This window comes from Lysobacter arenosi (assembly GCF_016613475.2).
Classification (GTDB): Bacteria; Pseudomonadota; Gammaproteobacteria; order Xanthomonadales; family Xanthomonadaceae; genus Lysobacter_J; species Lysobacter_J arenosi.
In genome coordinates, this window is the sequence record NZ_CP071517.1 from 131,053 (window position 1) to 148,480 (window position 17,428).

Sequence of the window (17,428 nt, forward strand, 5' to 3'; positions counted from 1 at the left end):
AGGAGGCAAATCCCTGCGTTTACAGCCACTTGGCCCGGCGCAGGAAACCGAAGAGCACCAGGCACACCAGAACCGTGACGCCGATCAGGATCGCGTAGCTGTAGCGACCATGCAGTTCGGGCATGGCCTCGAAGTTCATGCCGTACCAGCTGGCGATCAGCGTGGGCGCGGCCAGCAGCGCGGCCCAGCCGGCCAGGCGCTTTACCACTTCGCCCTGGTAGATGGTGACCAGGGACAGGTTCACGCTCATCGCCGCGGTGAGCATTTCGCGCAGGGTGTCGGTGGACTCGTTGATGCGCACGACGTGGTCGAGTACGTCGCGGAAGTACAGCGCGCTCTCCTCGTCGATCATTGCGCCACGTGCGCGCGCGAGCTGGCCGAGGATGTCCTGCAGCGGTGCCACCGCCATGCGCAGGCGGGTCAGTTCGCGTTTGAGCTCGTAGAGCTTCTTGACGGTGTCCTTGCGGAACTCGTCGGCGAAGATGTCCTGCTCGAGCTCGTTGAGGTCCTGGCTGAACTCCTGGACGATCGGCAGGAAGTTGTCGACGATCTGGTCCAGCACCACGTACAGGGCCGCGGCGGGGCCGTGGGCGATGTCATCCGGGTCGCGCTCGAAGCGCGCGCGCGCGGGGGCGTAGCTGGTCGACGCGCCATGGCGCACGGTGACCAGGTAGCGCTCACCGACGAACATGTGGCTTTCGCCGAAGCGGATGTGGCTGTCAACACTCTGCGCGGTGTGTACGACGATGAACAACGAGTTGCCGTAGGTCTCGATCTTCGGGCGCTGGTGCGCGTTGCGCGCGTCCTCGATGGCCAGGTCGTGGAGGCAGAATTCCTCCTGCAGCTTCTCGAGGATGTCATCGCCCGGCTCGTACAGGCCGACCCAGACGAAGGTGCCGTCATCGACGGCGAGGACGTCGCTGATCTGGTCCAGGGTGATGTCGCGGCGCTTGCCGTCGCGGGTGTAGGCGGCGCAGTTGACCACGCACTGGGGGAGGGTGGGATCTTTCATGGCGCGATCCTGCCCGCCTCAGGCCGGCACGGCAACCCGGCGATTTCTTACCGGGGGCGCCGGAAGGCCAGCCACAGGCCCAGCTGGATCGGCAGCATCAGCGCGACCCAGTGCGCGTTGCGTTGCGGGTACACCGGCAGCCAGTACAGGAACAGCGCCGCCACCGCGGCCACGGCCAGCACGGCCAGCCAGCGCCGGAACCAAGGACCCGGATCGCGCCCGCGCAGCACTCGCCATCCGCCCGGCAGCAGCAGCCACGCCAGCGGGCTCAGCAGCAGCAGGTTGTTGTTGGCCCAGCCGTAGCGGTGCTGGGTGCCGAGCCAGATGAACAGCATCAGCGCGCCGAGCACGCCCGACAACGTCCAGAACGGCAAGGCGACCGCAGCCAGTACCCGCGGCTGCCGGCGACCGGCCCACGCCGCGGCGATGCCGAGGGCGAGGCCGACCAGGCACCACGGCCACCAGCGCGGCGGCGGCTCCTGCGGTTCCGGCGGCAGGCGGTGCGGAAGGATCGGCTGCTCGGATTTCACCAGCGGCCGGCCTTCGCTGTTCTTCACTTCGCGCAGGGCCGCGGCCAGGCGCATCGGCACGTACGACTCGTTCCACACCGGCAGCGGCTTGTCCGAGGACGGACCCAGGCCGACGTCGAACCCCAGCCACATCCACCATGCCGGCGAAGCCAGGCGCACGGCCTCGCTGCGGTAGGTGCTGCCGTGCGAGCGGCCTTCGATCTGGCGGCGCAGGCCGCCGCCGAGCACGCGGTCGAGCGAATCGCGCACGCGCGTGCTGCAGTTGTCGTCGAAGTACTGGTAGGCGTAGTGCGCGTTCTCGGGCTTGGCGTTCTCGGCCAGGGCGGCGGCCAGTTCGTTCGCCTGCGCGTCGCTCAGGTCGAGCCACTGCACGTCGACGCCGCGGCCTTCGGCACGGTACTGCAGCAGGTCCTGCTCGAACGGCAGTGCCGCCAGCTGGTAGCGCATGTGGCCGCGGACGAAGCGGCTGATGAAGTCCGGCTCGCTCGGGTCGAAGAAACCGAAGTTGTAGGAAGTCGCGGCGCCGGTGTCGGGGTCGACAACCACTATCGCGTTGTGGCCGAAACGCTCGAAAAAGATTTCGCCGGGCTGCATCGTCGCCACGCCGATGCGGGGCGTGGCGGCGAAGGCTTGGGTGGCGAACAGGGCCAGCAACGCCAGCAGGAAACCCAGCGTGATCCGCTTCGTTCGCCCCCACCCCAACCCGTCACGCATCCGACAGGACGCCAACGTGGAAGGCGTGCACGCGGCGCGCGTCGGCGCCGGAGACGCGGAACACGAAGCGACCGAGGGTGAGTTCCTCGCCGGCTTCGGGCAGGTGGCCGATCGCGGCCGTGACCAGGCCGCCGATGGTGTCGTATTCGTCGTCGTCGAAGTCGGCACTGAAGCGCTCGTTGAAGTCGGCGATGGGCGTGAGCGCGTCGACCACGAACTGGCCGTCGGCCTGCGCGGCGATGAGGGCGCTGGGGTCCTCGGCGTCGTCGTGCTCGTCGTCGATCTCGCCGACGATCTGCTCCAGGACGTCCTCGATGGTGACCAGGCCGGCGACACCGCCGTGCTCGTCGATCACGATCGCCATGTGGTTGCGCGACTGGCGGAACTCGCGCAGCAGCACGTTCAGGCGCTTGGACTCGGGGATCAGCACCGCCGGACGCAGCAGCTCGTGGACGTTTCCGGGGCCGAAGTCGGCGACGACGCCGCGCAGCAGGTCCTTGGCCAGCAGCACGCCAAGGATCTCGTCCTTGTCGTCGCCGTGGACCGGGAAGCGCGAATGGCCGGACTCGACCACCTGTCGCATCAGGTCGAGGAACTTGCCGTCGGCCGGCAACGAGACCATCTGCGAGCGCGGGATCATCACGTCGCCCACGGTCAGGTCGGACACCGCGATCGCGCCTTCCATCATGCGCAGGGTGTCGGCGGCGATCAGGCCGTCGGCTTGCGCGTCGCGCAGCAGTTCGACCAGGTCCTCGCGGGTGGTGGGTTCGCCGGAAAGCGCCGAACTGATGCGTTCGAGCCAGGAGCGCGGCTTCTCGTGGTGCCGCCGCTCGTGGGTTTCCTGCGCGTGGAAGCTACTACTGTCGTCCTCGGACATTGCGTTCTTGAAGGCGCCCAGGGGGAAGGGCGACGGGAGGAGTCTACCTCGGAAGCGGCTGGGGTGGGTTTCGGGCCTGGGACAGGCTGATCCAGTGTCGCCGCCACCCGGGGCACGCTCACTCGTCCCGGTACGGGTCCTCGATCCCCATCCCGGCCAGGATCTCGCGCTCGAGCTGCTCCATGCAGATCGCCTCCTTCTCGTCCTCGTGGTCCCAGCCCAGCAGGTGCAGGGCGCCATGGACGGTGAGGTGGGCGTAGTGGGCGGCGAGCGGCTTCTTCTGTTCCTTGGCCTCGCGCGCGACCACCGGTGCGCAGATCACCAGGTCGCCCAGCAGCGGCAGCTTCACGCCCTTGGGCAGGCCGTCGGGCAGTTCGGCGGGGAAGCTGAGCACGTTGGTCGCGTAGTCCTTGCCGCGGTAATGGCGGTTGAGCGCGCGACCTTCCTTGGTGCCGACGATGCGGATGGCCAGGTCGGCTTCGCGGATGCGGCTTTCCAGGGCGGCGGCCACCCATTTGCGGAAACTCACCGCTGCCGGGATGCCGGTGCGCGGCACCGCGTAGGTGATCGAAACGTCCAGTCGGATAGGACCCCGGGTCATAGGTCTGCGCTCATTTGGGCGGGCCGGGCCGCGCGTCGCCAGCGTCGGCATCCCTCGCGTCGCGGGCGTCATAGGCGTTGACGATCCGCGCGACGAGCGGGTGGCGTACCACGTCGCGCGATTCGAAGAAGGTGAAGCTGATGCCGTTGACGCCACGCAGCACGTCCAGCGCATCGCGCAGGCCGGACTTCTGGTGCTTGGGCAAATCGATCTGGGTCAGGTCGCCGGTGACGACGGCAGTGCTGCCGTAGCCGATTCGGGTCAGGAACATCTTCATCTGCTCGATCGAGGTGTTCTGCGCTTCGTCGAGAATCACGTAGGCATCGTTAAGCGTGCGTCCGCGCATGTAGGCCAGCGGCGCGATCTCGATGACGTTCTTCTCCAGCAGCTTGACCACCTTTTCCACGCCGAGCATCTCGTAGAGCGCGTCGTACAGCGGGCGCAGGTAGGGGTCGACTTTCTGGGTCAGGTCGCCCGGCAGGAAGCCGAGCTTCTCGCCGGCCTCCACCGCGGGGCGCACCAGGATCAGGCGCTGCACGCGTGCTTCGTTCAGTGCTTCCACCGCGCTGGCGACGGCAAGGAAGGTCTTGCCGGTGCCGGCCGGACCGATGCCGAAGTTGATGTCGTGGGTGGCGATCGCGTGCAGGTACTTGGCCTGGTTGGCGCCGCGGCCGCGAATCGTGCCGCGCTTGACGCGGATGCTCACTTCCTGCGGTTCGACGTCGTCGTTGGCGACGCCGTCGGCATCGATCTCGGTCAGGCGCAGGTGGATCGCAGGTTCGGTCAGCGTTTCGTCAGCGGCATCACGCCACAGGTCGCGCAGCAGTCGCTCGGCCTGGTTGACCGCCAGCGGCGGTCCGACGACGCGGAAGACGTTTCCGCGATTGGCGATCTCCACGCCCAGGCGCAGTTCGATCATGCGCAGGTGGCCGTCGAACGGGCCGGTGAGGTTGGCCAGGCGTTCTGCCTCGGCAGGTTCGAGGGCGAATTCGGAAGTGGTTCGAGAGGACATCGAGAGGAAGTGTCTTCCGTGGCGAACGGGGGGACGCACTCGCTTGCGCGTCGGGGGGCAAACAGCTTGCGCCTGCTCGGGCGATTTCGCAAAACGCTCGCCGCTTGAAAGCGTCCGGTGGACTAGTCGCGCGGCGGCGGGGACGGGGATTTCAGCGCGCGGTAGACCAGTCGCACGCCGATGGCACCGACGACTAGCGAGCCGACCAGCCACAGCCACATCACCGCATCGCCGGCATGCTCGCCGTCGCGCAGGTAGCGCATCGCATAGCGCAGCAACCCGAGTGCGGCGATGGCGCAGAACCACAGGCCCAGTGCGCAGCGCTGGAGCAGGCCGGGAGCGGGAGCAGGGTCGGGCATGGCAACGGCGATCTCAGGCGATGGCAGGCAACACGATAGGGCAGGGCGCGCCGCCAGTGCTTGCAGCTCCGGGCGGTCGGGCGGCCGCCCGCTGACCGTTCGTCGGCTTGGAGTTGAAACTAATTAATCATTGAATTAAATATAGCGCCCATGACAGAGTCCCCCAAAACCAGGGCCGCGAAGGCCAGCAAGTCGGCCAAGGCCCCCAAAGGCGCGGTCCGCCGGGCCCCCGGCCGCCCCGGCCCGGATAGCCCCGACCTGCGCGAGCGCCTGCTCGACGGCGCCATCGCCTGCTTTGCCCGGCAGGGCATCGCGGCTACCCCGTTGCGTGCAATCGCCACCGAGGCCGGCGTCACGCCGGCGCTGCTGCACTACTACTTCGGCGACAAGGCGCAGCTGCAGGAGGCGGCGGTCGCCGAGCGCGTGCTGCCCGCGTTCGCGCGCCTGCGCGAACCGCTCATGCATGCCGGCGACGACATCGCCGACCTGGTCGCTGCATTCGTGAAGGGCATCGGCCTGCTGGTTGCCGAGCATCCCTGGCTGCCGGCGCTTTGGGTGCGCGAGGTCCTGTGCGAAGGCGGTGCCCTGCGCGAGGTCCTGTTCGAACGGATCGGCCCGCAGATGCCGCTGATGATGGCCGCGCGCTTCGCCCAGGCGCAGCAGCGCGGCGAATTGAACGAGGACCTCGACCCGCGCCTGCTGATGGTGTCGCTGGTCGGTCTGACCCTGTTTCCCGCGGCCGGCGCCCCGATCTGGCGCCGCATGTTCCAGGCCGACGACCTGGATTTCGATGCACTGCGCCGGCACACGCTGGCGCTGCTGGACCGCGGCCTTGGTGTGGGATGACACGCGTTGGACAAGCGAACGAAGCCATGAACACGAACAAACACTCGACAACGCCGGGCGCCTGGCTGGGCCTTGCATGCATCGTGCTGCTCGCCGGCTGCCGCAAGGAACCGCCGCAGGCACTGGGCACGCTGGAATGGGACCGCATCGCCTTGCCGGCGACGGCGCCGGAGCGCATCGTCCGCATCGACGTGCGCGAGGGGCAGCGGGTCAAGGCCGGCGCGCGCCTGGTGCAGCTCGAAGTCACCCGCACGCAGGCCGAGCTGGCGGCGCTGCAGGCACAGGCCCGCCAGGCCGGTGACGTGCTGGCGGAACTGGAAGCCGGCCCGCGTAGCGAAGACATCGCCCAGGCCCGTGCCAACCTCGCCGCGGCGCAGGCCGAAGCCGCCGACGCAAGTGCGTTCTACGCGCGCCTGCAGCCGCTGGGTCGGCAGCAACTCGTCGCCGCTTCCGACGTCGACCGTGCACGCGCCGCTGCCGGCAACTCGCAGGCGCAGGTGCGCGCTGCGCAGGCGGCGCTGCTCGAACTCGAGCGCGGTACCCGCATCGAACAGATCGCACAGGGCGAATCGGCGCTGGCCGCCGCCACCGCGCAAGCCGCTTCGCAGGAAGTGACGCTGCACAAACTCGACCTCATCGCGCCGCGTGCCGGCGTGGTCGACAGCCTGCCGTACCGCCTTGGCGACCAGGCGCCGGTGGGCGCGCCGCTGGCGATCATGCTCGTCGGCGATGCGCCGTATGCACGTGTCTACGTGCCCGAGCCGATCCGCGCCGACGTGCGCGTCGGCCAGTCCGCGCGGGTGTTCATCGACGGCCGCGACGGCTCGCTCGAGGGCCGCGTGCGGATGATCCGCAACGAGGCAAGCTTCACCCCGTACTACGCGCTGATCGGCAAGGACGCCGCACGGCTGAGCTATCTGGCGGAGGTCGAACTGGTCGGCGGCAAGACCACGGACCTGCCGGCGGGACTGCCGGTGCGGGTCGAATTCGGGGCTGGCACGAAATGAACGCAGGCGCGGACGAGCTGGCCATCCGCGCGCGCGGCCTGACCAAGCGCTTCGGCTCGCTGGCCGCGGTCGACCATGTCGACCTGAGCGTGCCGCGCGCGAATGTCTACGGTTTCCTCGGGCCCAACGGCTCGGGCAAGACCACCACCATCCGCATGCTCTGCGGCTTGCTGACGCCGAGCGAAGGCGATGTCGAAGTACTCGGCCTGCGCATTCCCGAGCAGGCCGAGGAGCTGCGCAAGCGCATCGGCTACATGACGCAGAAGTTCTCCCTGTTCGATGACCTGACGGTGCGCGAGAACCTCGAGTTCCTCGCCGCCGTGCAGGACATCCCCCGCGCGAAGGCGGCAAAGCGCATCGACGAACTGGTCGAGCAGTACCACTTCGCCGATCGCCAGAAGCAGCTGGCCGGCACCATGAGCGGTGGCCAGAAGCAGCGCCTGGCGCTGGCTGGCGCGGTGATCCAGAACCCCGAGCTGCTGTTCCTGGACGAGCCTACCAGCGCGGTCGATCCGGAGTCGCGCCGCGACTTCTGGGAAAAGCTCTTCGATCTCGCCGACGCAGGCACCACCATCCTGGTCTCGACCCACTACATGGACGAGGCCGAGCGCTGCCATCGCATTGCAATCCTCGATCGCGGCGTGCTGGTGGCCGACGGAACGCCGGACGACCTCACCCATGCACTGGCCGGACGCACGGTCGAGGTGCTGGCGGCGCAGCCGCGGCGCGCCCAGCAGATGCTGGTCAACGTACCGGGCGTGCTGAGCGTCGCGCAGATCGGCAACACGCTGCGGGTGTTGAATGAAAGCAACGGCGAGGCCGCGGCACGGCTGCAGAAGGCGCTGACCGATGCCGGGCTGGAGGCGACGGTAGCGGCCACGCATCCGAACCTGGAGGACGTGTTCGTCGCCTCCACGCGCGGTCGTGCAGAGAAACCGCAGGAGCGTGCCGCATGAACCTGCGCCGCATGTTCGCGATCGTGCAGAAGGAGTTGCGGCAGATGCGCCGCGACCGCATCACGCTGGCGATGATCGTCGGCATCCCGGTGATGCAGCTGGTGCTGTTCGGCTATGCGATCAATCTCAACCTGCGCGGCCTGGAAACCGGCATCGCCGACCAGGCCAACACCGCTGGATCGCGCGCGGTGGTCATGGACATGATCGCCACCGGGGTGATCGACCCGACGTTCAGCGCGACTTCGCCGCAGGAACTCATGGAACAGTTGCGTCGCGGCGAAATCAGCATCGGCGTGGTGATCCCGCCGGACTTCGAGCGTCGCCGCTTCGAAGGACGCGAGGCGGTGCAGGTGCTGGTCGACGGCAGCGACACCGTCGTGCAGAGCGCGGCGGTGCAACTGGCGCAGCTGCCGCTGAGCAACACGCCGACCAATAACCTCGCCCCCACGCGCGGCGGCACCGGTCAGGTGGCCGCCGGGCAGATCGGCGTGGTCAGCTTCTACAACCCCGAGCGGCGATCGGCGGTGAACATCGTGCCGGGCCTGATCGGCATCATCCTGACCATGACCATGGTGATGTTCACCGGCGTGGCGATCGTCCGCGAGCGCGAGCGCGGCAACATGGAACTGCTGATCGCCACGCCGCTGAGCAGCAGCGAGCTGATGATCGGCAAAGTGCTGCCGTATGCCGGCATCGGACTGATCCAGACCACGCTGGTGATCCTGCTGGGCGTTTGGCTGTTCGACGTGCCGATCCGCGGCAGCCTGCTGGATGTCTACCTGGCCTCGGTGCTGCTGATCATCGCCAACCTGACCCTCGGCCTGCTGATCTCGACCAAGGCACAGTCGCAGTTCCAGGCGATGCAGATGACGTTCTTCGTGTTCCTGCCGTCGATCCTGCTGTCGGGCTTCATGTTCCCGTTCGCCGGCATGCCCAGGATCGTGCAGTGGCTGGCCGAGGTGCTGCCGCTGACGCACTTCCTGCGCCTGATCCGCGGCGTGATGCTTCGCGGCGCGAACCTCGTCGAGCTGTGGCCGGAGGTGCTGGCGCTGCTGGTTTTCATCACCGTGATGATGACGGCGGCGATCATGCGGTTCCGCAAGCGGCTGGATTGAGACCTCTCCGCTCCCTCCACGCCGTCATCCCGGCGAAAGCCGGGATCCAGTTTGCCGTTGCAGCTGGCGGGCAGGAGCGAGATGGATCCCGGCGTTCGCCGGGATGACGGTGCGACTTGCACCTCATCGCATCATTGCGCAAAGTCGCCAGGCTCCGATCGCCTGGGGAGGGCGTGATGCAAAAGCTTGGATTGACCATTTCGACGTTGCTGCTGGCGCTGGCAGGTAGCGCGAACGCCGCCGAAGTCACGGTTTTGAGCGCGGCCCGGATCCACACGATGGCCTCCGCCCAGCCGCGCGTGCAGGCACTGGCCTACGACGACAGCGGACGGATCCTCGCCCTGGGCGACACCGCCGCGCTGATCAAGCGCTACCCCAAGGCCAGGCGGATCGACGCGGCGGACGCCACGGTCATTCCCGGCCTGATCGACGCGCACGCGCACGTCTCCGGCCTGGGGCTGACGATGCTCACCGCCGACCTGGTCGATTCGACCAGCAAGGACGAGGTGATCAAGCGCCTGCGCGAGTTCGCCACCAAGCTGCCGGCCGATGCCTGGCTGATCGGGCGCGGCTGGGACCAGAACGACTGGCCCGAGAAGCGCTTCCCGACCGCTGCCGACCTCGACGCGGCCTTCCCCGATCGGCCGGTCTGGCTGGAACGCATCGACGGCCATGCCGGCTGGGCCAACAGCGCGGCGCTGCGTGCGGTCAAGCGCGACCTCGCCGGCAGCTGGCAGCCCGACGGCGGCCGCATCGAGCGCGATGCCGCCGGCAAACCCACCGGCATCTTCGTCGACGGCGCCATGGCCCTGGTCGACGAATCGCGACCGCCGCTCGATGACGCCACGGCCGAACGCGCGCTGGTGCTGGGCATGCAGTCCGCCGTCGAACACGGCCTGACCGGCGTGCACGACGCCGGCGTCAGCCTGGCCGAGTTGCGGCGTTACCAGCACCTGGCCGATCGCAACCAGATGCCGTTGCGCATCACCGCGATGGCGGCCGGCGACGGCGACGCGCTCGCGCAGATCTGCCGCGATGGCCTTTACCGGCACGCGTCGGGCCGCCTGCAGATGCGCACCGTCAAGCTGTATGCGGACGGCGCGCTCGGCAGTCGCGGCGCGGCGATGGTGCAGGACTACAGCGACGACCACGGCAATCGCGGCCTGATGCTGATGTCGCCCGATGCGTTGCTGGCCGCTGCTATCAAGGCCAAGGGCTGCGGCGTGCAGGTGGCGACGCACGCCATCGGCGACCGTGGCAACCACGAAGTGCTCGAAGCCTATGCGAAGGCGCTGGGTGCGGATTCGGCGGGCGACCATCGCTGGCGCATCGAACACGCGCAGGTGCTGACGCCTCAGGATCTGCCGCGGCTGGCGCAGCTGCACGTGATCGCCTCGATGCAGCCCACCCACGCCACCAGCGACATGCCGTGGGCGCAGGACCGCGTCGGGCCGCAGCGGATCGTCGGCGCCTACGCCTGGCGCCAGCTGCGCGACAGCGGCGCGCGCCTGGCGCTGGGATCGGACTTCCCGGTGGAGTCGGTGGACCCGCGCTTCGGACTCTATGCGGCGGCCACGCGCGCCGACTCGCACGGTCTGCCGGTCGGTGGCTGGTTCCCGCAGGAGAAGCTGACCGCGTTCGAAGCGCTGCGTGGCTTCACCCTCGATGCCGCCTACGCGGGATTCGCCGAGGCGGAAGTCGGCAGCCTCGAGGTCGGCAAGCGCGCCGATTTCGTCGTGCTGAAAGAAGACCCGCTGGCGATCCCGCCGGCGCGCTTGCGCGAGTTGACCGTTGAAGCGACGTACGTCGACGGTCGCGCGGTGTATAGCGCCGCGAAGTAGGGCAACGCCCTCATCCGCCCGCCGGGCACCTTCTCCCGCTCGCGGGAGAAGGGATTGACGCGTCAGGCGACCTCGAGCTCGCCCATGGCCACGCGACCGCGCAGCGAGTTGCTCAGCGCCTCGGTGATCACCACGTCGACGAACTGGCCGACCAGGCGCGGATGGCCCGGGAAGTTCACCGAGCGCATGTTCTCGGTCTTGCCGGTCAGCTCATTCGGATCCTTCTTCGAAGGACCTTCGACCAGCACGCTCTGCACGCTGCCGACCATGGTCTGGCCGATCTTGCGGGCGTTGTCGTTGATCGTCGCCTGCAGGCGCGACAGGCGGGCGTGCTTTTCCTCGCTGGAGACGTTGTCTTCCAGGTCGGCGGCCGGCGTGCCGGGGCGACGCGAGTAGATGAAGGAGAACGACTGGTCGAAGCCGACGTCCTCGATCAGCTTCATGGTCTTCTCGAAGTCGGCACCGCTCTCGCCCGGGAAGCCGACGATGAAGTCCGACGATACCGAGATGTCCGGACGCACGGCGCGCAGCTTGCGGATCTTCTGCTTGAACTCGAGCGAGGTGTAGCCGCGCTTCATCGCCGCCAGGATGCGGTCGCTGCCGGCCTGCACCGGCAGGTGCAGGTAGTTGGCCAGCTTGGGCACGTCGCGGTAGGCCTCGATCAGCGAGTCGGAGAACTCCAGCGGGTGCGAGGTGGTGAAGCGGATGCGGCCGATGCCTTCGATCTCGGCGATGGTGCGGATCAGCAGGCCCAGGTCAGCGACTTCGGCCTCACCGCCGTCTTCGGCCGGGGCGATCGGCCCGCGGTAGGCGTTGACGTTCTGGCCGAGCAGGTTGATCTCGCGCACGCCCTGCGACGCCAGGTCGGCGACTTCGACCAGCACGTCCTCGAACGGACGGCTGATTTCCTCGCCACGGGTGTAGGGCACCACGCAGAACGAGCAGTACTTCGAGCAGCCTTCCATGATCGAGACGAAAGCGCTCGGGCCTTCGGCGCGCGGCTCGGGCAGGCGGTCGAACTTCTCGATCTCGGGGAAGCTGATGTCGACCTGCGGCAGGCCGGTCGCGCGCTTGGCGGCGATCAGCTCGGGCAGGCGGTGCAGGGTCTGCGGACCGAACACCAGGTCGACGTACGGCGCGCGTTTGACGATCGCCTCGCCTTCCTGCGAAGCGACGCAACCGCCGACGCCGATCACCACCGTGCGACCGCCATTCTTCAGCGCCTTCCAGCGGCCGAGCTGGCTGAAGACCTTTTCCTGCGCCTTCTCGCGGATCGAGCAGGTGTTGATCAGGATGACGTCGGCTTCCTCGACGTTGTCGGTCAGCTCCATGCCGTCGCTGGCGGCGAGCACGTCGGCCATCTTGGCCGAGTCGTACTCGTTCATCTGGCAACCGTGGGTCTGGATGTAGAGCTTGCGGGCACCCGGAGTGACGGGTGCGGGGGCGCTGGTGGCAGTCTTGTCGGTCATCTGGCTCGTTCCGGGAGGGGCGGCGGTTATTCCGCTCCGGAGGGGGCGTCATTCTACCCGCGCCGGCGGCACGGGGTCGGGCCGGGTTGGCGGCTGGTTCGCGTTGGCTCAGGAGTAGGGCAGGCGCGTGGTGCGCCGACGGGGCCGAGGGAATGTCCGTGAAGGCAGGTTCGTGGTGGCTGCGGGTGGTGTGCCTGCTGGCGTTCTCGCCGGTCGTGGCCGCGGGCCCCGAGCGCTGCGAACGCGGCGCCGAGCCGCTGACGGCGGCCGCGGAAGCCTCCACGCCCGTTTGCCCGGGCACCTTCGAGCCTGCGCCGCTGGGCCGGGTCAGCCAGCCGTCGATGCCGGCCCGGGTCGGCGAGACGAACCTGCTGCCGCCGGTGGCTCGCGAGCTCCAGGAGCCCCAGATCGCCAGCGCGGCGCCGACGGATGCACCTGTGAATGCACCAGTGCATGCGCCTGCGCGTGCTCCTGCAAGACCGGCAAACGCCGTTCCGATGCGCGTCGCCCAGGGCGAGATCTACAGCTACAACAGCGGCGGCGACGTCATCTACAGCAGCCGTCGGCCGGAGCATGGCGCCGGCATCGGGCCGGTCAGCCGGGTGCGCTACACCTACATGGAAACCTGCTACGCCTGTGACCTGCAGCCGGGCGTGGACTTCGGCACCGTCGGCCTCAACACCGAGGCCTACCGGCGCGAGATCGCCGCGGCCGCGCGCGACTTCGGCGTCGACGAGGCGGTGGTGCGGGCGGTGATCCATGCCGAATCGGCCTATAACCCGCGCGCGCTGTCGCGGGTCGGGGCGCAGGGCCTGATGCAGCTGATGCCGGCGACGGCGCGGCGCTTCGGCGTGGCCAATGTCTTCGACATCGGACAGAACATCCGCGGCGGCGTGCAGTACCTGGCGTGGCTGCTCAAGCGCTTCAACGGCAACCTGACGCTGGCTGCGGCCGGCTACAACGCCGGCGAAGGCGCGGTCGACCGCTACCAGGGCGTGCCGCCCTACAGCGAGACCCAGCGCTACGTCGAACGGGTCGCCGTACTGGCCGATCGCTACCGCAACGCCAGGCAGTCGCCCTGAGCGAGGCAATGACAGGGGCCCAGGGGGCGAAGCCGGGGGTGGGGCTCCGGCGTCGCCCGCCATGGGAGCAGGACCAGGCACCGGGGGAGGCGCCAGTGGCAGGCATGACGGGGTACCGATCACGTTTCGATTCAACCCGCACGATCAAGCACTTGAAGCACCTGGGGAGACAGGACACACTCGCGGCCATGAGGGGGGGCTCACTGCTACTGGGGATTGCCTTGTTGCTGGCTGCGGCGCCGTCCGTGGCCGGTGGCCTGTACCGTTGCGACCTGCCTGACGGCAGCCGCAGCTACGTCAGCAAGAAGCCGGCAGGCGCCCGTTGCACCCTGATCAACCAGTCGCGCGGCGCGGACCGACCCGCTGCCGCGCCCGCCAAGGCGCCGGCCGCGATGGGCAGCGCCACCCCGGCCAGTCCGGTTGCCGGGTCTCCCGTTTCGATCCATGCCCCGGCTGCACCGGTCGCGGTGCCTGTCGCCATGAATGTGTCCGCGGCAGCCACGCCGGCGCCGGCCGCCCCGGCCCAGGCCAGCGGCACGGGCCCGCGCGTGGTGCGCGGCCAGGTCTACTCGTACATCCAGGATGGCGTCCGCCACTACACCAGCAAGGCACCGCGCGGGGTGGCCAGCGCCAGCGCCGTGCGCACCATCCGCTACAGCTACATCGAGGCCTGCTACGCCTGCAGCGCCCGGCCGGGCGTCAACTTCGGCACCGTCCGCCTCAATACCGATGCCTATCGCAACGAGATCGCCGCCGCCGCCCGCCAGCACGGCGTGGACGAGTCGATCGTGCGCGCGATCATCCATGCCGAGTCGGCCTACAACCCCAATGCGCTCTCGCGCGTGGGCGCGCAGGGCCTGATGCAGCTGATGCCGGCGACGGCGCGGCGCTTCGGCGTCAGCAACGCATTCGATGCCAGCCAGAACATCCAGGGTGGCGTGCAGTACCTGGCCTGGCTGCTCAAGCGCTTCAACAACAACCTGACCCTGGCCGCGGCCGGCTACAACGCCGGCGAGGGCGCCGTGGACAAGTACAAGGGCGTGCCGCCCTATAACGAGACCCAGCGCTACGTCGTGCGGGTGGCCCAGCTGGCCGAGCGTTACCGCGGCGCGGGCAGCGTCGTCCGCTGATTTGAGGAGTTTCTGAGGCCGCAGGGCGCCTGCCGGGGTCCAGCGGGCGGTTTGCGCAACATCGGCGGATTGTCGGGCCATTCACCGTTCCGTTACACTTCCCCGTCTTTTGTGCCGCGAGCCGTCGCCAGTGGCTGGCTACGCGGTGTAACTTCGAACAGCTTTGCGGAGTGCCGGATGGCCAACCAAGGGGTCCACGATCCTGTCAACCAGGGCCGCCGTCGGTTCCTGACCGCGACCACTGCCGTGGTCGGTGCGGTCGGGGCCGGTTTTGTGGCGGTACCGTTCATCAAGTCCTGGAATCCGAGTGCCCGAGCCAAGCTCGCCGGCGCTCCGATTTCGGCGGACATCAGTGCGTTGGAGGAAGGCCAGCGCATGATCCTCGAATGGCGCGGCCAGCCGATCTGGATCGTCAAGCGCTCCAAGGCGATCCTTGCCGCGCTGCCGACCCTCGACGCTCACCTGCGCGATCCCAAGTCCGAGAACAAGGACCAGCAGCCGGCGTACATCACCGGTGAGCTGCGCTCGATCAAGCCGGAGGTCTCCGTGCTGGTCGGCCTGTGCACGCACCTGGGCTGCTCGCCGGAAATGAAGGCCGAGATCCGCCCGGAGCCGTTCGACGAGAACTGGAAGGGCGGTTACTTCTGCCCGTGCCACAAGTCGCGCTTCGACATGGCCGGCCGCGTGTTCCAGGGCGTCCCGGCGCCGACCAACCTGGTCGTGCCGCCGCACCACTATGAGAACGACACCACGATCGTGATCGGCGTCGATCCGTCGTCCGGCAGCAAGGGAGCGGCGTAAGTCATGTCGAACATCATTACCCGCACCGCCCTCGGCGCCTGGGATTGGGTCAACGCGCGCGCGCCCGGCATGATGCCGGCGTACCGCAAGCACATGACCGAGTACTACGCACCGAAGAACTTCAACTTCTGGTACTACTTCGGTTCGCTGGCACTGCTGGTGCTGGTCAACCAGATCGTCACCGGCATCTTCCTGACGATGCACTTCAAGCCGTCCGCGGCCGAAGCGTTCTCGTCGGTCGAATACATCATGCGTGACGTGGAGTGGGGCTGGCTGATCCGCTACATGCACTCCACCGGTGCGTCGATGTTCTTCATCGTCGTCTACCTGCACATGTTCCGCGGCCTGATGTACGGCTCGTACCAGAAGCCGCGCGAACTGGTGTGGATCCTGGGCATGCTGATCTACCTGGTGCTGATGGCTGAAGCCTTCATGGGCTACGTGCTGCCGTGGGGCCAGATGTCGTTCTGGGGCGCCAAGGTGATCATCTCGCTGTTCGGCGCGATCCCTGTGATCGGCAACGGCCTGACCGAGTGGATCATGGGCGACTACCTGCCCGGCGATGCCACGCTCAACCGCTTCTTCGCCCTGCACGTGATCGCGCTGCCGCTGGTCCTGCTGCTGCTGGTCGTGCTGCACCTGGGCGCGCTGCACGAGGTTGGTTCCAACAACCCCGACGGCGTCGACATCAAGAAGGGTCCGAAGGGCAACCGCTGGGACGCGGCGAAGCCGCTCGACGGCATCCCGTTCCACCCGTACTACACGGTCAAGGACCTGTTCGGCGTCGGCTTCTTCCTGATTATCTGCGCGTTCGTCATCTTCTTCGCGCCGGCCTTCGGTGGCTGGTTCCTGGAGCATGACAACTTCACCGAGGCCAACCGCCTGGTGACGCCGGAGCACATCAAGCCGGTCTGGTACTACACCCCGTACTACGCGATGTTGCGCGTCATCCCGCACAAGCTCAGCGGCGTGATCGTGATGTTCGCCGCGATCGCGGTGCTGTTCCTCGTGCCGTGGCTGGACAAGTCGCCGGTCAAGTCGCACAAGTACCGCGGCTGGATCACCAAGCTGATGCTCGGCATCCTGGCGATCTGCTTCCTGTGGCTGGGCAAGATCGGCGCCGGTCCGGGTACCGACCCGGTCGAGACGATCATCGGCCGCGTGCTGACCTTCCTGTACTTCGTCTTCTTCATCACCATGCCGATTTGGACCAAGCTCGACAGGACCAAGCCGGTGCCGGAACGGGTGACGATGCATGACTAACCAGACCGACGTCCGCCAGCCCTTCCAGAAGACGCGCATCGTGAAGAAGCTCGCCATTTTTGCCGCCGGCCTGTTGGTGTCGGTGTCCGCCTACGCTTCCTCGGGCGGCAACCTGCTGCAGTCGGGCACCGACCTGGGCGACCAGGCCTCGCTGCAGCGCGGCGCCAAGCTGTACATGAACTACTGCTCGGGCTGCCACTCGCTCAAGTACCTGCGTTACTCGCGCATGGCCGAAGACCTCGGCTTGAGCGAGGACGACGTCATGGCCAACCTGAACTTCACCGGCGCCAAGGTCGGTGAGCAGATCCAGGTCAGCCTGACGCCGGAGCATGCCAACCAGTGGTTCGGCAAGATGCCGCCGGACCTGAGCCTGATCTCGCGCGTGCGTGGCAGCGACTGGATCTACACCTACCTGAAGTCGTTCTACCTGGACGAGTCGCGTCCGCTGGGCTGGAACAACCAGCTGTTCCCGAACGCCTCGATGCCGAACCCGCTGTGGGAACTGCAGGGTCTCCAGCACGCCGAGTTCGGCGAAGCCGACAAGAAGACCGGCGACCGTCCGGTGCACGGACTGAAGGTGACCCAGGCGGGCCAGCTCGACGAGCAGGGTTTCAACCAGGCAGTGCGCGACATCACCACTTTCCTCGAGTACGCCGGCGAACCGGCCGCCCTCAAGCGCCAGAACCTGGGCGTATGGGTGATCCTGTTCCTGGCGATGTTCACCATCATTGCCTACCTGCTCAAGATCGAGTACTGGCGAGACGTGGACAAGCACTGATCGCTGCTGTATCCCTTGGAACCCGCCCAGCAATG

17 protein-coding genes are annotated in these 17,428 nt (G+C 67.8%); 10 read left to right on the forward strand and 7 right to left on the reverse strand.

Going from position 1 to position 17,428, the window contains the following annotated elements; translation table 11 throughout:
- Positions 1–19: 19 nt before the first annotated feature.
- The 6 genes from corA to HIV01_RS00685 form a co-directional block, all read right to left on the reverse strand.
- Complete coding sequence (gene corA, locus HIV01_RS00660) at positions 20–1,012, reverse strand: magnesium/cobalt transporter CorA (protein WP_200604376.1); 993 nt, start codon at positions 1,010–1,012, stop codon at positions 20–22.
- A 47-nt stretch (positions 1,013–1,059) separates the two neighbouring features.
- Positions 1,060–2,256, reverse strand: a complete 1,197-nt coding sequence (locus HIV01_RS00665) for a lipoprotein N-acyltransferase Lnb domain-containing protein (protein ID WP_200604377.1) — start codon at positions 2,254–2,256, stop codon at positions 1,060–1,062.
- Positions 2,249–3,133, reverse strand: a complete 885-nt coding sequence (locus tag HIV01_RS00670; protein ID WP_200604378.1) for a CorC family transporter — start codon at positions 3,131–3,133, stop codon at positions 2,249–2,251. Before HIV01_RS00670 ends, HIV01_RS00665 begins: the two co-directional genes overlap by 8 nt.
- A gap of 118 nt (positions 3,134–3,251) precedes the next feature.
- Positions 3,252–3,734 carry an rRNA maturation RNase YbeY gene (gene ybeY, locus HIV01_RS00675; RefSeq protein WP_200604379.1) on the reverse strand — a complete coding sequence of 161 codons (483 nt, stop codon included), beginning with the start codon at positions 3,732–3,734 and terminating at the stop codon, positions 3,252–3,254.
- A gap of 10 nt (positions 3,735–3,744) precedes the next feature.
- Positions 3,745–4,746 (reverse strand): PhoH family protein, encoded by a 1,002-nt coding sequence (locus HIV01_RS00680; protein WP_200604380.1) that lies wholly within the window; start codon positions 4,744–4,746, stop codon positions 3,745–3,747.
- 122 nt (positions 4,747–4,868) lie between these two features.
- On the reverse strand, positions 4,869–5,105 hold the full coding sequence (locus HIV01_RS00685; protein WP_200604381.1) for a hypothetical protein: 237 nt from the start codon (positions 5,103–5,105) through the stop codon (positions 4,869–4,871).
- Between the two features lie 150 nt (positions 5,106–5,255).
- Between HIV01_RS00685 and HIV01_RS00690 the strand changes: the two genes are divergently transcribed.
- From HIV01_RS00690 to HIV01_RS00710, 5 genes are all read left to right on the forward strand, one after another.
- Positions 5,256–5,951, forward strand: coding sequence for a TetR/AcrR family transcriptional regulator (locus tag HIV01_RS00690; protein WP_200604382.1), 696 nt, complete (start codon positions 5,256–5,258; stop codon positions 5,949–5,951).
- 26 nt (positions 5,952–5,977) lie between these two features.
- On the forward strand, positions 5,978–6,958 hold the full coding sequence (locus HIV01_RS00695) for an HlyD family secretion protein (protein ID WP_200604383.1): 981 nt from the start codon (positions 5,978–5,980) through the stop codon (positions 6,956–6,958).
- Positions 6,955–7,914, forward strand: coding sequence for an ABC transporter ATP-binding protein (locus tag HIV01_RS00700; RefSeq protein WP_200604384.1), 960 nt, complete (start codon positions 6,955–6,957; stop codon positions 7,912–7,914). Before HIV01_RS00695 ends, HIV01_RS00700 begins: the two co-directional genes overlap by 4 nt.
- Positions 7,911–9,029, forward strand: a complete 1,119-nt coding sequence (locus tag HIV01_RS00705) for an ABC transporter permease (RefSeq protein ID WP_200604385.1) — start codon at positions 7,911–7,913, stop codon at positions 9,027–9,029. Before HIV01_RS00700 ends, HIV01_RS00705 begins: the two co-directional genes overlap by 4 nt.
- Before the next feature lie 176 nt (positions 9,030–9,205).
- A complete protein-coding gene (locus HIV01_RS00710; RefSeq protein ID WP_200604386.1) occupies positions 9,206–10,870 on the forward strand; it encodes an amidohydrolase in 1,665 nt (554 codons plus the stop codon).
- A 62-nt stretch (positions 10,871–10,932) separates the two neighbouring features.
- Here the strand turns inward: HIV01_RS00710 and miaB are convergent, their stop codons facing one another.
- Entirely contained in the window at positions 10,933–12,339 is a 1,407-nt protein-coding gene (gene miaB / locus HIV01_RS00715; RefSeq protein WP_200604387.1) for a tRNA (N6-isopentenyl adenosine(37)-C2)-methylthiotransferase MiaB, read from the reverse strand.
- 152 nt (positions 12,340–12,491) lie between these two features.
- On the opposite strand from miaB, the gene HIV01_RS00720 reads away from it, so the two are divergent.
- From HIV01_RS00720 to HIV01_RS00740, 5 genes are all read left to right on the forward strand, one after another.
- Positions 12,492–13,421 (forward strand): lytic transglycosylase domain-containing protein, encoded by a 930-nt coding sequence (locus tag HIV01_RS00720; protein ID WP_200604388.1) that lies wholly within the window; start codon positions 12,492–12,494, stop codon positions 13,419–13,421.
- A 188-nt stretch (positions 13,422–13,609) separates the two neighbouring features.
- Positions 13,610–14,551, forward strand: a complete 942-nt coding sequence (locus tag HIV01_RS00725; protein WP_200604389.1) for a lytic transglycosylase domain-containing protein — start codon at positions 13,610–13,612, stop codon at positions 14,549–14,551.
- Positions 14,552–14,728: 177 nt separating this feature from the next.
- The gene (gene petA / locus HIV01_RS00730) at positions 14,729–15,352 is read left to right on the forward strand and encodes a ubiquinol-cytochrome c reductase iron-sulfur subunit (RefSeq protein WP_200604390.1); all 624 of its coding nucleotides are present in this window, start codon (positions 14,729–14,731) and stop codon (positions 15,350–15,352) included.
- Positions 15,353–15,355: 3 nt separating this feature from the next.
- The gene (locus tag HIV01_RS00735; RefSeq protein ID WP_200604391.1) at positions 15,356–16,615 is read left to right on the forward strand and encodes a cytochrome b; all 1,260 of its coding nucleotides are present in this window, start codon (positions 15,356–15,358) and stop codon (positions 16,613–16,615) included.
- Positions 16,608–17,393, forward strand: a complete 786-nt coding sequence (locus HIV01_RS00740) for a cytochrome c1 (RefSeq protein ID WP_200604392.1) — start codon at positions 16,608–16,610, stop codon at positions 17,391–17,393. The genes HIV01_RS00735 and HIV01_RS00740 overlap by 8 nt, the downstream gene beginning before the upstream one ends.
- The last annotated feature ends 35 nt before the right edge of the window (positions 17,394–17,428 follow it).

Excerpts from the sequence above, each read along its gene's own strand:
- HIV01_RS00690 (WP_200604382.1), top strand. The coding sequence starts at position 5,256 with ATGACAGAGTCCCCCAAAACCAGGGCCGCGAAGGCCAGCAAGTCGGCC.
- HIV01_RS00725 (WP_200604389.1), top strand. The coding sequence starts at position 13,610 with ATGAGGGGGGGCTCACTGCTACTGGGGATTGCCTTGTTGCTGGCTGCG.
- corA (WP_200604376.1), bottom strand. The coding sequence starts at position 1,012 with ATGAAAGATCCCACCCTCCCCCAGTGCGTGGTCAACTGCGCCGCCTAC.
- HIV01_RS00680 (WP_200604380.1), bottom strand. The coding sequence starts at position 4,746 with ATGTCCTCTCGAACCACTTCCGAATTCGCCCTCGAACCTGCCGAGGCA.
- HIV01_RS00735 (WP_200604391.1), top strand. The coding sequence starts at position 15,356 with ATGTCGAACATCATTACCCGCACCGCCCTCGGCGCCTGGGATTGGGTC.
- HIV01_RS00670 (WP_200604378.1), bottom strand. The coding sequence starts at position 3,133 with ATGTCCGAGGACGACAGTAGTAGCTTCCACGCGCAGGAAACCCACGAG.
- HIV01_RS00710 (WP_200604386.1), top strand. The coding sequence starts at position 9,206 with ATGCAAAAGCTTGGATTGACCATTTCGACGTTGCTGCTGGCGCTGGCA.
- HIV01_RS00705 (WP_200604385.1), top strand. The coding sequence starts at position 7,911 with ATGAACCTGCGCCGCATGTTCGCGATCGTGCAGAAGGAGTTGCGGCAG.
- HIV01_RS00720 (WP_200604388.1), top strand. The coding sequence starts at position 12,492 with ATGTCCGTGAAGGCAGGTTCGTGGTGGCTGCGGGTGGTGTGCCTGCTG.
- HIV01_RS00665 (WP_200604377.1), bottom strand. The coding sequence starts at position 2,256 with ATGCGTGACGGGTTGGGGTGGGGGCGAACGAAGCGGATCACGCTGGGT.
- HIV01_RS00700 (WP_200604384.1), top strand. The coding sequence starts at position 6,955 with ATGAACGCAGGCGCGGACGAGCTGGCCATCCGCGCGCGCGGCCTGACC.
- petA (WP_200604390.1), top strand. The coding sequence starts at position 14,729 with ATGGCCAACCAAGGGGTCCACGATCCTGTCAACCAGGGCCGCCGTCGG.
- HIV01_RS00685 (WP_200604381.1), bottom strand. The coding sequence starts at position 5,105 with ATGCCCGACCCTGCTCCCGCTCCCGGCCTGCTCCAGCGCTGCGCACTG.
- miaB (WP_200604387.1), bottom strand. The coding sequence starts at position 12,339 with ATGACCGACAAGACTGCCACCAGCGCCCCCGCACCCGTCACTCCGGGT.
- HIV01_RS00695 (WP_200604383.1), top strand. The coding sequence starts at position 5,978 with ATGAACACGAACAAACACTCGACAACGCCGGGCGCCTGGCTGGGCCTT.
- HIV01_RS00740 (WP_200604392.1), top strand. The coding sequence starts at position 16,608 with ATGACTAACCAGACCGACGTCCGCCAGCCCTTCCAGAAGACGCGCATC.
- ybeY (WP_200604379.1), bottom strand. The coding sequence starts at position 3,734 with ATGACCCGGGGTCCTATCCGACTGGACGTTTCGATCACCTACGCGGTG.